This is a genomic window from Sporosarcina cyprini (assembly GCF_022048975.1).
Lineage (GTDB): Bacteria > Bacillota > Bacilli > Bacillales_A > Planococcaceae > Sporosarcina > Sporosarcina cyprini.
In genome coordinates this window covers 70,532-86,051 of the sequence record NZ_JAKMHX010000030.1, presented here as the reverse complement: position 1 = coordinate 86,051, position 15,520 = coordinate 70,532, and the positions used below count along the sequence as shown (strand labels likewise).

At 44.9% G+C, this 15,520-nt stretch carries 17 protein-coding genes; 9 read left to right on the top strand and 8 right to left on the bottom strand.

Translation table 11 applies throughout. From position 1 onward, the window contains the following. The first annotated feature begins 37 nt into the window (after positions 1-37). Both L7D49_RS12860 and L7D49_RS12855 read left to right on the top strand, forming a co-directional pair. On the top strand, positions 38-931 hold the full coding sequence (locus tag L7D49_RS12860) for an ATP-binding protein (protein ID WP_238081449.1): 894 nt from the start codon (positions 38-40) through the stop codon (positions 929-931). Further along, positions 925-2,814, top strand: a complete 1,890-nt coding sequence (locus tag L7D49_RS12855; RefSeq protein ID WP_238081447.1) for a vWA domain-containing protein — start codon at positions 925-927, stop codon at positions 2,812-2,814. The genes L7D49_RS12860 and L7D49_RS12855 overlap by 7 nt, the downstream gene beginning before the upstream one ends. A gap of 20 nt (positions 2,815-2,834) precedes the next feature. On the opposite strand, the gene L7D49_RS12850 is transcribed toward L7D49_RS12855, so the two are convergent. Together L7D49_RS12850 and L7D49_RS12845 are read right to left on the bottom strand one after the other, a co-directional pair. After that, entirely contained in the window at positions 2,835-4,025 is a 1,191-nt protein-coding gene (locus L7D49_RS12850) for a toxic anion resistance protein (RefSeq protein WP_238081445.1), read from the bottom strand. Continuing rightward, positions 3,997-4,674, bottom strand: a complete 678-nt coding sequence (locus tag L7D49_RS12845) for a 5-bromo-4-chloroindolyl phosphate hydrolysis family protein (RefSeq protein ID WP_238081443.1) — start codon at positions 4,672-4,674, stop codon at positions 3,997-3,999. The genes L7D49_RS12850 and L7D49_RS12845 overlap by 29 nt, the downstream gene beginning before the upstream one ends. A 199-nt stretch (positions 4,675-4,873) precedes the next feature. Between L7D49_RS12845 and L7D49_RS12840 the strand changes: the two genes are divergently transcribed. Together L7D49_RS12840 and L7D49_RS12835 are read left to right on the top strand one after the other, a co-directional pair. Beyond that, positions 4,874-5,191 (top strand): DUF1033 family protein, encoded by a 318-nt coding sequence (locus tag L7D49_RS12840; protein WP_238081441.1) that lies wholly within the window; start codon positions 4,874-4,876, stop codon positions 5,189-5,191. 191 nt (positions 5,192-5,382) lie between these two features. Next, the gene (locus L7D49_RS12835) at positions 5,383-5,583 is read left to right on the top strand and encodes a cold-shock protein (protein WP_238081440.1); all 201 of its coding nucleotides are present in this window, start codon (positions 5,383-5,385) and stop codon (positions 5,581-5,583) included. Between the two features lie 40 nt (positions 5,584-5,623). Here L7D49_RS12835 and L7D49_RS12830 read toward each other — a convergent pair whose 3' ends face one another. The 3 genes from L7D49_RS12830 to L7D49_RS12820 form a co-directional block, all read right to left on the bottom strand. Next, positions 5,624-6,313 carry a hypothetical protein gene (locus L7D49_RS12830; protein WP_238081438.1) on the bottom strand — a complete coding sequence of 230 codons (690 nt, stop codon included), beginning with the start codon at positions 6,311-6,313 and terminating at the stop codon, positions 5,624-5,626. A 96-nt stretch (positions 6,314-6,409) separates the two neighbouring features. Beyond that, positions 6,410-8,017, bottom strand: a complete 1,608-nt coding sequence (locus L7D49_RS12825) for an ABC-F family ATP-binding cassette domain-containing protein (protein ID WP_238081436.1) — start codon at positions 8,015-8,017, stop codon at positions 6,410-6,412. 102 nt (positions 8,018-8,119) lie between these two features. Then, a complete protein-coding gene (locus tag L7D49_RS12820; protein ID WP_238081434.1) occupies positions 8,120-8,374 on the bottom strand; it encodes a hypothetical protein in 255 nt (84 codons plus the stop codon). A gap of 80 nt (positions 8,375-8,454) precedes the next feature. Between L7D49_RS12820 and L7D49_RS12815 the strand changes: the two genes are divergently transcribed. Next, complete coding sequence (locus tag L7D49_RS12815) at positions 8,455-9,639, top strand: MFS transporter (RefSeq protein WP_238081432.1); 1,185 nt, start codon at positions 8,455-8,457, stop codon at positions 9,637-9,639. Positions 9,640-9,678: 39 nt separating this feature from the next. Here the strand turns inward: L7D49_RS12815 and msrA are convergent, their stop codons facing one another. Continuing rightward, positions 9,679-10,215, bottom strand: coding sequence for a peptide-methionine (S)-S-oxide reductase MsrA (msrA, locus tag L7D49_RS12810; protein ID WP_238081430.1), 537 nt, complete (start codon positions 10,213-10,215; stop codon positions 9,679-9,681). A 137-nt stretch (positions 10,216-10,352) separates the two neighbouring features. Continuing rightward, positions 10,353-10,454: a YjcZ family sporulation protein gene (locus L7D49_RS12805; RefSeq protein ID WP_238081428.1), complete on the bottom strand. Its 102-nt coding sequence runs from the start codon at positions 10,452-10,454 to the stop codon at positions 10,353-10,355. A gap of 166 nt (positions 10,455-10,620) precedes the next feature. Between L7D49_RS12805 and L7D49_RS12800 the strand changes: the two genes are divergently transcribed. Next, positions 10,621-11,571 carry an LCP family protein gene (locus tag L7D49_RS12800; RefSeq protein WP_238081426.1) on the top strand — a complete coding sequence of 317 codons (951 nt, stop codon included), beginning with the start codon at positions 10,621-10,623 and terminating at the stop codon, positions 11,569-11,571. 26 nt (positions 11,572-11,597) lie between these two features. Further along, entirely contained in the window at positions 11,598-12,809 is a 1,212-nt protein-coding gene (locus tag L7D49_RS12795; protein WP_238081423.1) for an AI-2E family transporter, read from the top strand. Between the two features lie 47 nt (positions 12,810-12,856). On the opposite strand, the gene L7D49_RS12790 is transcribed toward L7D49_RS12795, so the two are convergent. Further along, positions 12,857-13,834: a substrate-binding domain-containing protein gene (locus L7D49_RS12790; protein WP_238081422.1), complete on the bottom strand. Its 978-nt coding sequence runs from the start codon at positions 13,832-13,834 to the stop codon at positions 12,857-12,859. Positions 13,835-14,022: 188 nt separating this feature from the next. On the opposite strand from L7D49_RS12790, the gene modA reads away from it, so the two are divergent. Next, positions 14,023-14,805, top strand: a complete 783-nt coding sequence (modA, locus tag L7D49_RS12785) for a molybdate ABC transporter substrate-binding protein (protein ID WP_238081420.1) — start codon at positions 14,023-14,025, stop codon at positions 14,803-14,805. Positions 14,806-14,822: 17 nt separating this feature from the next. Continuing rightward, complete coding sequence (modB, locus tag L7D49_RS12780; RefSeq protein WP_238081418.1) at positions 14,823-15,515, top strand: molybdate ABC transporter permease subunit; 693 nt, start codon at positions 14,823-14,825, stop codon at positions 15,513-15,515. Positions 15,516-15,520 lie beyond the last annotated feature (5 nt).

Below are 15,520 nucleotides of genomic sequence, written 5' to 3'. Positions count from 1 at the left end.
TATGATGTATCGGTTTCTTTAGCAGGGAGGCTAGAGCATGAAAGAGTTTATTGAAAAAGAACAGGAGCGGCGCACCCAGACTGTCTATACGCAGGAGGATCAACGGCTGATCCAGGAAGGCGGCTATGTCTCACCGACCCCTTATTTGTGGGACGATATACTGATTGCTGTAACGCTAAAGAAGCCTGTCCTATTAAAAGGGCCATCTGGATCAGGCAAAACCAAGTTAGCGCAAAGTGTTTCCCATTATTTCCACCAGCCGATGCAAAGCGTCAATTGCTCAGTGGATCTGGATGCCGAGTCGTTACTTGGCTTTAAAACCATCGTTACAAAAGAAGGGCAAACCCATATTGAATTCGTGGAAGGGCCAGTCGTCCAAGCAATGAAAAAGGGGCATATCTTGTACATAGATGAGATTAACATGGCGAAACCAGAAACGTTGCCCATCTTGCATAGCGTCTTGGATCATCGCAGAATGCTGACAAATCCGTTGACCGGGGAAGTCATCCAGGCACATGACAATTTCTCTGTTATCGCAGCGATTAATGAAGGCTATGTAGGTACTTCTCCCATGAATGAAGCACTAAAAAACCGCTTCGTCTCTTTTTCGATCCCGTATTTAAGTGATAAACAATTGAATTCACTTCTTGTATCAACTTATCCTGAAGTGGAAACTCAAAAGCTGCAAGCGTTTCTTTCCATCCACGGTGATTTGAAAAAACAAGTTATGAATGGACTTTTGTCGGATGAAGCCGCTTCGGTCAGGAGTTTGTTGGATGCCGTCCAGCTGTCAGTTCATATTCCCGAGAAAAGGGCCATTCAATATGCAATTGCTGAAAAACTAGAAGATTCCATGGAACAAAAACTCGTAATGGAACTTGTGGACACATGGATTCCTCCTTCGTTGGAAGAAGGCTCACATCCATGGTGAAACGGTTCATCCAATTCAATGATGAAACGATAGATGCCAATCAGCTTTTACTATATGAACGCTTGGGTCGTGCATTGGCGGATGCCCCTTTTCTCGAACTGACTGAGAGGAAATTAATGGAGTTACGGCCTCGTGAAGTTGCTGTCTCCATGAGTGTTTTTTGGCGGCATCGAACGGAACAGATGACACATCTGGGTCGGTTATCCGATCTGTACTTGTTAACTTCGGGATTTTGGAAGGACTTTTCAGTGCAAAAGTGGCTAACGTATCAGAAGGAATACCGGACTCATCCCTTTCCGCATCTCTGTTCGGAGCTACTGCTCATGCTTGAGGAGTTCAGGCTAATTGAAAAGATTCAGAAGGAGCGGCCAGGTACGGCGGTCGCTTTTGAAGCAAGGCGTGAAGCAATGATCGCTTTCCATCGTGACAGCCTGGCTTCCAATGTCCAAAAGAGTTTCTTTGCGGATGCGCTGCTCAATAAATTATTCATTTCCCTGTATGAGGGGATCTATGCCGATCAAAGCTGGAATGGGGAAGGGCTGCTTGACTTGGGGCCGCTGCTCCTAATGATCGGCCAGGCATATGACAGCACAAGCACAGAAGAAAGCACTTATCTGGCGGAGCGTGTCATATTCTTTGTAGAGGAAGAACTTGAAAGGGATTTGGTTCACCAATATTACGCTCTCGGTGATTCAGTTACAGAGGAAACGGTTACGTTTCATTATCATGAAGGAATGACAGACGCCGAGCAGGGAGATGAACAAGTAAAAGATACGATCGAAGAACTGTTCCGTACATGGCATCGGGAATCCGAAGACGAGTCAGGAATCCATCTGGAATACGAATTGGAGCATGGCCGTTCCGGTAAGGGTGATGGGACAAATGCGGCGGAAGGAAATGACGGGGCAGCTATCGAGGAAACTGGCCATGGACGGTCTACCGGCAATGAAAGCGAGCAATGGCAAGACAATGCGAAAGAAGATCGGCAGGCCGCTCAGCGATACGTTGCCGGCCATGAATTTGGCCGCGAACATACGCATGTCGTGTACGAAGAGGAGCGGATCGAAGGCAAGCCGTCTAAAGAAAATATGGAAAAACTCATTGCCTGGCGAGAAAGGCAGAAGCCGATTGTTCGGGCGTTAACCGAAGAAATTAGGAAGCGGATTGAATTGAAAACCGAATCGCGGAGAGAAAGGCTTCTGAAAGGCCGGTTGTCCTCAAAATTGACGACCATGCTTGTCGATGAAAGACCGAAGCCATTTTATCGGAAACAGGCACCTTCGGCCAACCTGGACGCAGTCTTCGGGCTGCTTGTGGATGGATCGGCTTCCATGCTCGATAAACTGGATGAAACCAAAATGGCGGTGCTGTTATTTCACGACGTCCTGAGAACGTTGAAAATACAACATGAAATCTCTTCTTATTATGAAGATGCCGAAGAAGCGTCAAAGGAATCCCAGCTGAATAAATTTGGCATGATGCATACATTCTACGATCGCCATAAAGACAGCGGGCTGTCGATCTTATCATTTGAAGCGAATGAAGATAACCGGGATGGTTTTGCTATTCGGTGGATGAAAAAAAGATTAATGATGCGTACGGAAAAACATAAATTTCTACTCGTCTTTTCAGACGGGGAACCATCTGCTTTTGGGTATGATCGAAATGGCATTCTAGACACGAGGGAAGCCGTCCTCGAAACGGAGAAACAGGGAATATCTGTTATTCATCTTTTCTTGTCCACTGAAGAGCCGACAGATGATCAAAGGGAACTGTTCAGCAGCATGTTTGGCAATAAGACAGCTTCCGCCCATTCGGTGGAAAGCTTTGCGGATCAAACATTGCGCATACTACGCAAACTGCTTGCCATTGTCGTCAAATAAGAACCATAGAAAAAACCGCCTTATGATGGGCGGTTTTGTGTTCTTTCATGAACAGAGAGAAGTCTTTGTTTTAATTCTTCTTCCATTCTCGCGATTTCTACTTCAGCAGCTTTCCGCTTCGCACGGCCATCCGCTTGAATGACAAGGGTTTCTTCGATAGTTTGAATTAAGTTTTCCTGTGTTTTCTTCAGTGTATCAATTTCGATGATGCCTCGTTCGTTCTCTTTCGCTGTCTCGATGGAATTAACTTTCAGCATTTCAGAGTTTTTTAGAAGAAGATCATTTGTTGTTTTCGTTACAAGCCGCTGTGATTCAACTGCCTTTCGCTGACGGTTCAACGTGAGGGCGATGGCAATCTGGTTCTTCCAAAGCGGAATCGAAGTCATGATCGATGATTGGATCTTCTCTGCAAGCGTCTGGTTCGTTTGCTGAATCATACGGATTTGCGGTGCGCTTTGAATAGTGATTTGGCGGGATAGCTGCAAATCATACAATCTCTTTTCCAGTCGATCAAGAAACTGTGCCATGTCATTCACTTCTTGAAATGCCATTTGGTCGTTGGATGCTTCCGCTTTTCTTCGTAATTCAGGAATGGTCACATTCGCGATTTCATCCCGTTTCAGTTCTGCAGCAGCGATGTAGACGTTCAAAGCTTGGAAGTATGTTTTATTCTGCTCGTACAAACTTTCCAGCATGTGGACGTCTTCCAGCAAGCCCCGCTTGGAATGCTCCAATTGTACACCGATTCGATCAATTTGTGTGCTCAATTTTTGATACTTTGTCATCATCTCTTGAATGGAACGTGTCGCCTTGCTAAATAAACGGCTGAGGCCTGACTTCTTTTTATCGCTCAAATCCTCAGGATCAATTTCAGAAAGTTTCCCCATCAAATCACTGAGTACATCTCCAACCGGACCAATATCCTTGCTTTGCACGTGGTCCAGCATCTTATGAGAGAAGCGGGATAATTCGTTTTGCGCATTTGCACCATACGTAATGATCGCTTCATAATTGCCTACAGGAATCTGTGCAGCCAATTGTTTCGCCTTTTCCTGTTCTTCTGGTGAAAGGCGGTCCATCAACTTTATAGAAGTGGATGCAGCAGGTGTTTCCATCTGCATTTCTTTTGGCAGCAATGGTTCGTTGAATGGGTTTTCCAATAGGTCATCGAATGATTTCACTTCATCGATCGTTGATTTGTTTTCTGTCATGAGGCAAGTCTCCTTTCATATGTAGCAACGGCTTATTATGATTCATCGTTACATCGACATAGTCGAGTTCCAACTGAAGCTGCTCAATATCCGTCGCCAGGGCGCTTCGTAAATCTTGCTCTAATTGTTTATTGACGTCATTTAACGTTTCTCTCGTATGCTGGAGCGCCACCCGCAATTCTTGGTCCTTCAGTGGCTGATTCACAAGCATGGAATATTTGGAAGTCAATTCTACAGCAGAATCCAAATGTGAATAGAAGAAACGCTCCACATGGTAAAACTTTTGAGGGTTGCTGCGTACAATGGATAAGATCCGTTTCGCCAGATTGTTCATTTCATATACTTGTTTAAATGCTTGAACGGATCGTACCTGACCGTACAGGCTGTTCAATCTCTTAATTTTTCCCTTGGCCTCTGCAATCTGCGTCTTTATATGGTGGTATTCAGATCTCGACATGCCGAGTTTTTTAACGTTGGATGAGAGTTGAATTTGTTTGATTGTAAATGTGCCTCCGAGATAAATGGCGATCATCAGGCCTGTTGCAGCAAAGAAATTCATGCCAACTCCCAAAAGGAAGATGAGCCAGGAACCAAAACTGACTGGTGCGGTAATGAAATGTCGAATGAAAAATTGTTTTACTTCTTGCATGGCGCATTCAGGCCTCCTTCTGTATATATAGTAAATACGTTTCAAGGAAAGGAAAGTTTCATCCGCTTAGTACAATTATACCTGATTCCTATCAGGAAAACATTCCTTTTGAACGGTCGATATGAAACGCTTGGATAACGAGAAGGAATTTGCTAAAATGGGGGACATTCACGGCATATGGCGATTGGGGGGATTTGGAATGTATGAAGTAATCTATATGAAAGCGGATTATGAGCCGTGGTGGATGTTCGACGATTGGAGAAGCATGGTCGTGACATCTCAGTCGTTTGAGTCAAAGGAAGAAGCCAACACGTATTTTCGTGATTTATATAACAAACTTGAGAATGAGCATACATTTAATGAAAAAAGAAAAAATTGTTTTTTTGCGTTTTGGTCAGAATCAGAGAGGGTATATTGTGATGGGTGCGATGAATGCTTACAACTATACCATGGGATCATAATACTGCAAGACGGCAATCCATGTGGTGAAGTTTTGAGCAACAATTCGAATAGTTAATAATGTTATGTTGACTTTATTGAAAAATATGGTATAGTTACAGTAACAATAGAGTGAGATTGACCGAATGAAACGTATTCACGTATTACAAAAAGTGATCGGTGCTCATCGGTACTTTTTGTAATATGTGAATTTTTTCATTGTAGGGAGTTCACGTATTAGTTAAGTATTTATTATTTGGAGGTAGTAGGATGAAACAAGGTACGGTAAAGTGGTTCAACTCTGAAAAAGGCTTCGGATTTATCGAAGTAGAAGGCGAAGATGATGTATTCGTACACTTCTCCGCAATTCAGGGAGACGGATTCAAATCTCTAGACGAAGGTCAACACGTTGAATTTGAAGTAGTAGAAGGCAACCGTGGACTTCAAGCAGCTAACGTTGTAAAACAATAATCTGTCAAACCAAGAGGCGCCTCAAAAGGCTGCCTCTTTTTTATGGTTGTGAAACGGATTCTAATGTAGAGGTCATGACCAGACGCTCGCCATCAGTGGTTTTCATGATAGATTCCCGTTTCACTTCTCCGAATCCTTCCACAAAATACTTCCTCACAATATACGCCTTGTTTTCTGCGCCAATGATCGGTTCTGTCGATTGAAGGACGAATGCGTTGTCGAATTTCTTGAAATATGTTTCGACAGGTACATCGGTTTCAACAATTTCCCATTGTCCGAATAGCTGCCCTTTCTCAAACGGTTTGTGAAGATAGACGCCGACAGGTTCCATCTTTTTTATTTCATCCAAGGTAGGGAAGTCAGTTGTGGAATCAACTAACTCATAGCTGAGAGTTGTGATTTGTTTTTCGCCGATTTGATAAACATATCGGACAATCGCCTGGCCGTTGCTTTCATGAACTATGACATAATTTTCGTAAGGCATCGCAAACTGAACATCAAGCTCAGAAAAATTCTGGCCTTCCCCTCGGAAATGGGCTTTCGCTCCGTCTGCTAGAAAATAATCAAGCAAGCCTTTATCCACTTTCTGCACACCCGATGTTTCATTTGACTTGAGAGGCTTGCCAGAATTACCTGAGTTGTTTGGGACTGTATTCTCTTTTCCTGAAGAACAGCCTGCCATGATAATCGCGAACAAGAGGGCTGTCAGGAAAATAGCAGCTTTTTTCATGCATTCCACTCCTTTTTGTTTAGAATGCCCGAACGAGTACCGATTATCCAAAAGAAAAACCGCTTTCCAGTAAAGGAAAACGGTTTTTCAGGACATTTAATTCGAAACAGCTTGTTGATCTTTCCACTCTAGGTATTCATCATATTGCATCATTTTATCGAAAATAGTGCCGTCCTCACGGATTTCGATTATCCGATTGGCAACTGTCTGTATGAACTGCTGGTCATGTGACGTGAAGACCATTGCCCCTTTGAATGCGATCAATCCATTGTTTAACGCTTGAATGGATTCAAGATCCAAGTGGTTCATTGGTTCGTCAAGCAAAAGAACATTGGCGCTCGTCAGCATCATTTTTGAGAGCATGCAGCGCACTTTTTCGCCACCGGAAAGAACGGAAGGTTTCTTCTTCACTTCTTCACCAGAGAACAGCATGCGTCCGAGGAATCCACGTAGGAAAGTCTCCGTTTGATCCTCAGGGGAATATTGGCGCAGCCATTCCACAAGAGTCTCTTCCGAACCCTCGAAAAACTCGCTGTTGTCAAGAGGGAAGTAGGCACGAGATGTCGTGACGCCCCATTTGATGGAGCCTTCATCCGGCTGATCCTCTTCTGCCAAAATTTCAAGAAGCGCTGTTTTGGCAAGCGGATTGCCAATAAGAATGATCTTATCCTCTTTACCCATTGTAAAAGTAGCATCCTTTAGAAGCTGTTTGCCTTCTTTTGTCTTGGAAACACCTTGTACGGAAAGTACATCATTCCCGATTTCACGGCCGATTTGGAAATTAACGAAAGGATACCGGCGGGAAGAAGGTCTAATGTCATCCAATTGAATTTTATCCAAGGCTTTCTTACGAGATGTCGCTTGTTTTGATTTGGATGCGTTCGCACTGAAACGGGCAACGAATGCTTGAAGTTCCTTGATCTTTTCTTCTTTTTTCTTGTTTTGATCCTGTGCCATCTTAAGCGCCAATTGGCTCGATTCATACCAGAAATCATAGTTGCCCGGATAGAGCTGGATTTTAGAGAAATCTAAATCGGCAATTTGCGTACATACTTTATTCAAGAAGTGACGGTCATGGGATACAACGATGACTGTGTTTTCAAAGTTGATTAAAAACTCTTCAAGCCACTGAATTGCTTTCAAGTCAAGATGGTTCGTCGGCTCATCCAGCAAAAGGACATCCGGCTTGCCGAATAATGCTTGCGCCAAGAGAACTTTCACTTTATCTGAACCAGTTAACTCGGATAATTTTACATGGTGCATGCTTTCGGGTATGCCTAATCCTTGAAGGAGGATGGCAGCTTCCGACTCAGCTTCCCATCCATTTAGCTCGGCAAATTCACCTTCCAACTCGGCAGCACGCATGCCATCCTCGTCTGAGAAATCTTCTTTCATGTAGATTGCGTTCTTCTCTGTCATGATGTCATACAGTTTCTTATGGCCCATGATGACTGTATCAAGCACTTCGTTTTCTTCATATTCAAAGTGGTTCTGTTTCAGGACGGCTAACCGCTCGTCTTTGTTCATAATGACATTTCCTGTTTGCGGCTCAATTTCGCCAGACAAGACTTTCAAAAATGTTGATTTACCTGCACCGTTCGCTCCGATCAAGCCGTAGCAATGGCCTGGGTTGAACTGTATATTGACATCTTCAAAAAGTTTGCGATCACCAAATTGAAGACTGACATTACTTACTGCTATCATAGATAATCCTCCTAATTTCACAATGCTCCTATTATAGCATGAACCCAAGGGAATAGGGAACGAGGGGCATTGAATTCCAGCGTTTTTCGCCAGAAAAATTCCTCAGGAGGAGATCGTTGAATTTCTTAGCCTTTTACGGTTACGATAGGCTTGCAGCGTGCCTAGCTCTTTGTTAAGCAAGTATTCCATCCGGACGTAATCTTTTGGGGACGGGATTTCATTCACATCTATTCCTGAAGACGAAAATATGAAATAATAATCAGCGACTCTTCGAAACAGGAAGACAGTTGAAGGGTATTTATCGAAAACACATTTGATTTGGTATTTACGGGCATAGGCCCAATGATCAATCTTCATTTCTATCATCCTTTCACTTTGTAATTATACGTGGAAAAGGATGGAAACACAAGTTCGTAAGATGAAGGAGCACTCCCAGAATGACAAAAAGAAAACAGACCATCGTTATTATTCTTGGTATTTTTATGGTAGCCATCAATATGAGGCCTGCCATCACTTCTATCGGTCCCATGCTGGACACGATCCGGGATCATTTAGATCTTTCCAATGCGCAAGTCAGCTTGCTCACCTCGCTGCCGGTTCTCTGCATGGGGATATTTGCCTCTTTAGCCCCTGTTTTGAATCGAAAGCTCGGGCTTGCCAATTCTGTATTATTGATGCTTTTTGTAATCGGTCTTCTCACTGCAGTTAGGGGAGTGAACGACAGCTATAGTATTTTGCTGCTGACCGCTTTTGGAATCGGCATTTCTATAGCCATCATCGGACCATTGCTTTCCGCGATGATCAAACAGAAATTTCCTGAACGCGCCGCTTCTGTTATTAGTGTATACTCATTCGGCATGGGGGTTGGCGCTTCCTTAAGTGCTGGCCTGACAGCATTTGTCTATGAGTCGACAGCGTCGCATCGGATGGCGCTCGGAATTTGGTCTGTTCTTGCCGTACTCGGCATCCTGTTTTGGCTTGCTGCGACTAGGGGGGAAGTACGCGTTCGACAGCAAACGAAAGAAAACGCCCAAACGGTTGGAAGTTCACCTTGGAAATCTCCGAGAGCGTGGATACTACTCCTGTTTTTCGGGTTGCAGGCATCCACATTTTTCTCGATCGTCACCTGGTTCGTTCCTGTTGTAACGGACAATGGGTTCACTTTGCTTCACGCAGGTTCCATGCTCAGCATGATGACGATCATCCAAATCCTGTTTAATTTACTGTTCCCGCTGTTGATCGCTCGCTATCCGGTACGTCGGTTCTGGCTGCTGATGATTCTGCTGTTCGGTTTAATTGCCATCGGATTTATCGGAACGGGTAGCACTTCGCTGACATGGGTTGGCGCTTTTGTCCTCGGAATCCCTCTTGGCGGGTTATTCCCAATTGCTCTGCTTCTTCCTTTGGATGAAACAGAAACGGCCGCCGAAACCAACAGTTGGACTGCCATGATGCAGACAGGCGGTTTTATTATGGCCGGGCTTTTGCCTTTGTTGATTGGTGTTCTCTATGATTTGACGAGCAACCATCAAAATACTCTTCTGATCATAGCTGCTTTCTTCCTTCTGATGATTGTCTTAGCCTTCTTAATCGGAAACGGGAAGAAGCAAGAACAAATGTAAAAAGAGCAGGGGCCGGTAGATCGGCTCCTGCTCTTTCCATTATTTCTCCCAATGTTCCGCTATGAATTCATCCCGGCCTGACTTGGCCCGATCCTCTTCATAATGGTTCTTTTCTTTTCGGTAATAATCCTGGTGATATTCTTCCGCCCGATAAAACCGTTCAACAGGGCGGATCGGTGTCACGATAGGCTTGGTAAACCGGCCGCTGTTCTGCAAAGCATCCTTTGACTGTTCGGCCAGTTTCTTCTGTTCTTCCGTATGATAGAAAATAGCAGTGGTATAGGAATGACCCCGGTCATGGAATTGACCGCCCGCGTCTGTCGGGTCCACTTGCTGCCAAAACACATCCAGCAATTGCTCATAAGGGAAAACGGCAGGATCGAAAGTGATTTCTACCACTTCTAAATGTCCGGACTCGCCGCCTTTTACGTCTTCATATGTAGGGTTTTCCAAATGACCGCCCATATAACCTGAAACGACATCAATAATGCCATCCCACTCTTTAAAAGGCTTGACCATGCACCAAAAACAGCCGCCTGCAAATGTTGCCTTCTCCCATGTTGTTTCTGTCGACATGCAAACAACCTCCCATATCTCAATTCTGTTTTTATTGTACCATGTTTCCATTGCTGAACTCATTTTAACATACGAAAACAAGGACGCTCCATGCGTCCTTGCAAGTGAAAGGCGGTATTTGAATAAATGGTCTCCGATTAACAGATATAAGCGGCACCCACGATGATCAACAAAATAAAGAGGACAACAATTAGCACGAAAGACGAGCCGTATCCTCCTCCGCAGTATTCATTTCCCATATTCAACACCTCCTTTTCTATTATCGTATGCAGAAGGGTGTGTTCAGGAAGTGATAAATGCCTTGTAGGCGTAGGACATGCTATACTATTCGTAACGACGGAACCCGTCCAACCCTCATTCGTCCTACTTTACATACTGAAATTATAGTTCGGAGGAGTCAATTGAATGGAAGAACAATATGAAGGGCCTTTACCACGGAGAAGAAGAAGGAAGAAGCTCCGCATCGGCAGGGTCATTCTGACGCTGCTTATCTTATTCCTTCTCATAGCAAGCTGTTACTCCTATTTGCAATTCAATGCAGGCAAATCGCTCGCAAAGGGACATGAAATTGATCCTGGGCCTTTCAAAGGGGATATTGCGGATCCACAAAACCCTTCTGTCGAGAACTTTCTCCTGCTTGGCATAGATGATGATGGCAGCGGACGCTCACGTACAGACACGATGATGGTGCTGTCTTGGGATAAAAAAGAGGGGAAGATGCGTCTTATTTCGTTTATGCGGGACATCTACGCTGATATTCCCGGGTATAAATCTTACAAGCTAAACACGGCCTATTATTTAGGCGGCGTGCAGACAGCGAAGGATACGATTTCAGGCATGTTTGATCTGCCGATCCACCATTATGCGATCATTGATTTTGATAATTTTGAGTCGATCATTGATACTGCCTTCCCGGACGGCATTGAGATGGATGTAGAGAAAGAGATGTCAGAGAAGATTGGCGTAACGCTTACGCCAGGAACCCATCAGTTAAATGGCAAGGAGTTGCTTGGCTATGCCCGTTTCCGCGCAGATGCGGAAGGGGATTTCGGCAGGGTGGCAAGGCAGCAGAAGGTGATCTCTGCAGTCAAAGAAGAAGCGATGCGTCCAGGGATGCTGCTGCATGTGCCAAAACTTGCAGGTTCCGTTTCCGGATTCATTCAAACGGACTTAAGCACGAAGGATGAATTGACACGAGCCCTTACTGTCCTGATGAACCGCGGAGCAAAAATTGACACGATGACTGTGCCGGTGGAAGGCTCCTATTCGTTTAACTCCTATGCACACGCAGGTTCCGTAATCGAACTCGATTTGCAGAAAAATAAAGATGCGATCGCTGAGTTTCTTCAGCAATAGGAATAAACAAGGAGAGGGCAGATGGAATGTTGAACGATCAAAATAAAGCTCAACCAAGCCGACAGACAGGCACCCATCGGATCATCGCGTTTTTAGGAGGCCGCAGCACGTTGTATGTACTCGGCCTTCTTTTGCTCATTGGTCTGATTATTCTTGTCTATAGTAAGGTCTCGTTTGTGTTTTACCCGATTAAAGTATTTTTCTCTACCGTTGTTTTGCCGATCATCCTCGCGACGATCGCCTATTATATTTTACGGCCCATTTTACGGTTGCTGGAACGGCTTCGCATTCCGAGAGTATGGGGCATCCTCATTATCTTTATCGGTCTCATCGGGCTCATTACATTGCTCGTCGTTCTTGTTTTTCCTTTTTTAAAAGGACAGTTTGCCAACCTGGTCGATGAGTTTCCGACTTATTTTCAGCAGATGGTAATCAAAATAGATGCGTTTCTGCGAACTTCCATCTTCTCATCCTACTACGAGGGGTCGAATTTCAACGTTAATACACTGCTGGATAAGGGACTGGGAGATCTCGGCCGCATGGTCACTGAAATGATAGGCGGCATCGCGACCGGCATCACCTCATTTATTTCCATGCTGACTGGCTTAATCCTCGCGATTGCCACTGTCCCATTCATTCTGTTCTATTTACTAAAGGACGGGGAAAAGCTGCCGGCGTTCATTAAAAAATTGCTGCCGCCACGCTTTCGGGATGACGCCGAAGCGATCTTCAAGGATGCGGACCACCAGATCAGCGCCTATATTCAAGGTCAAATTCTTGTCGCTATTTGCATCGGTATCATGGTGTCGATCGGTTTCCAAATCATCGGCATGAAATATGCGTTTCTGCTTGGCGTGCTAGCCATGTTTACGAGTGTCGTACCTTATTTGGGTCCGATTATCGCAATCACACCTGCAGTCATTATCGCCATTGTTACATCGCCCTTCATGCTCGTAAAATTAGCCGTCGTATGGACCATTGTCCAACTAGTGGATGGAAAGTTCATTTCGCCGCAAATCATGGGGAAATCGTTGAAGATCCATCCGATTACAATTATTTTCGTCCTGTTGTCGGCCGGTTCCTTATTCGGAGTACCGGGAGTAATTCTTGGTATACCGGGCTACGCTCTGATAAAAGTCGTATTGACGCATCTATTTAAATTGTATAAGCTGCGTTATAACAAGTTTGAATATGATGAAACGATGTATTATGAAGATGTGAAAAAAGAATCCAATTAAAAGAAGGAAGCACGTGGAGGAGAATCCTAGCCACCGTGCTTCCTTTTTTATTCTGTCTCATAGAGGATTCTGCCCATAGCTGATAAATCGTAGCCGCCTAATGATTCCAGTTCGCTTCGAAAGCTATCCGACTGCAAAACTGCTTGCAGCGATTCACGTAACGCTGCATTTTCGTCCGTCTTTAACATGACGATATCATACTGTTCCTGAATGAGCGGCACGAAATCAACCCCAGTCATTAAGGCTGCTTTTTCGATGCCAACCCCGACATCTGATTGTCCTGCAGCAACTTTCGCGGCAACGGCAAAATGATTTAGCTCTTCCGTTTCATATCCCAGAATCGACTTTCCTGAAATGCCTTCCATTCGGAGCTTCTCATCGAGTAATACTCTGGCGCCAGATCCTTTCTCCCGATTGGCAATCGTCAGGCCGGGTGTCTTAAAATCCCGCCATCCACTCAAGCCTTTCGGATTTCCTTTTTGTACATAAAGGCCGGCAGTGCGGTACAGCAGATTGACAACCATATACGAATGGCCGACGAGCAAACGTTTAACATACGGAATATTGTAGGTGCCCGTATCGCCATCGAATAAATGGAGGCTGACGACATCGGCCTCTCCGCGGTACATGGACACGAGACTGTTCAAACTGCCCGAAAAAGAGCGAAGCGGACGATAACCGCTTGATCCTTTCTCGATAGCATTTGCGAGCAGATCAAGGCTAATATCCTGGCCGCTTATGATCAATTGGTGGGTCGTTCGCGGAAGGGGAGAGACGGGGATCGCAGAAACAGGATGAGCGGCCGGCGCCTGCACTATTTCCGGTGACTGATGGCTTCGCTCGGCCTGGCCACTTTTCGAGCTTTCTTTATAAGCGTCCAAATCTTCTTCATCTATCCTCATTTGTCTACCGACGCGGTAGGCACGCAAATCCCCTTTTTTAATCAAATCATAGACGGTCAGTTTAGAAACCTTTAACATCTCCGCAATTTCTTCTGTCGTATAGGAAGCCGTTTGATTATTCATTCTCCCATCCTCCTTCCGTAATTATGAGATACGAGTGTATATTCTCATTCTCTCTTATTTACTATGTAAAAGTAAAGAGAACAGTCTAATAATATGTAAATTCGTTTAATTATAAGTAGATATAAGTAGTTATAATATGTTATAAATGATGTGTTGTAGTTACATATAAAGATAGGGAGTGGGATGTAATGCAAAGAACTCTATTTTTCTTACTAATGAGCTGCTGCTTTGTATTGCTGGAGGGGTGCGGCAAGGAGGAAGGAAATGATCAAGGAGCAATTGAGCGGAGCGAAATCATGGTATCCGCCGCTGCAAGTTTGACAGACGCCTTGACAGAATTGCAAACGACATTCGAAAATGAACATACGGATATTCAAGTACGTTTCAATTTTGGCAGTTCCGGTAAACTGGCAACTCAAATTGAAAAAGGGGCACCTGCCGATGTTTTTTTATCTGCCAGCGAACAGGATATGGACAGGCTGGAGAAGGCCGATTTGATTAATCCAGAAAGCCGGATCAATTTTACGGAAAATACATTGGTCTTGATTGCAAACGAGGATGCTAAAAACAGTGCCGTCTCATTTGAGGATATAAAACCTTCCTCGCTGCAGCATTTTGCCATTGGTGATCCGGAGAGCGTGCCGGCCGGCCGCTACTCTAAAGAAGTGCTAGTGAAGCTCGGCCTGTGGGAGCTACTCCAAGGCAAACTTGTCTACGGCTCGGATGTTCGGCAAGTACTGACTCATGTGGAAATGGGCAATGCGGATTACGGCATAGTCTATTCCAGTGATGCGGCTATTTCAAAACAGGTCAAAGTGCTAGCATCTGCCGATGAATCCTGGCACACACCTATCGAATATCCAGGAGCGGTCCTTTCAAAAACGGAACACGCGGAGCAAGCACAAGCTTTTCTAGACTTTGTACAGGGGGAAGAAGGCAAAGCAGTCCTTCGTAAATACGGTTTTCAATAAAAGGGGAGGTGTTAGTGGTGGCACCCTCGGATTATACACCTTTGATCTTATCGCTAAAAGTGGCGGCAATTTCCACGACAATAGTTTTCGTTACAGGCATCTTTTTTGCTCATCTATTTGCAAGGAAGCAATTTTTTGGTAAGAGTCTCATCGAATCGTTCTTTTTGCTGCCGCTCGTCCTGCCGCCAACTGTTGTCGGTTTCGGGCTGCTGCTATTATTCGGGAAGAATGGATGGCTGGGCAAATGGCTGCTCGAGTGGTTTGACGTCCAAATCGTCTTTTCCTGGATCGGTGCTGTCATCGCTTCCATTGTCGTCTCCTTCCCATTAATGTATCAAAGTGCAGCTGCGGCATTTGAGAATGTGGACGGCCGCCTAGAAAATGCGGCCCGGACAATGGGGGCCTCCAACTGGCGCGTCTTTTGGACGATCGCCTTCCCACTTGCATGGCCTGGCCTGCTCGCGGGACTTGTCCTGTCATTCGCAAGAGGACTAGGAGAATTCGGAGCAACGCTTATGCTCGCTGGATACATACCGGGAAAAACAGATACGATTCCAATGGCAATCTATTTTGCTGTGGAGTCGGGACATATGGAAAAAGCCACTTTCTGGGTCATTATTATTGTGGCGCTTGGTTTCAGTACGATTACGTGGCTGAATTGGTGGAGCAAACGGAATATGAGGCGTTTTGCAAATGAAAAGGGCAGGTGAAACCA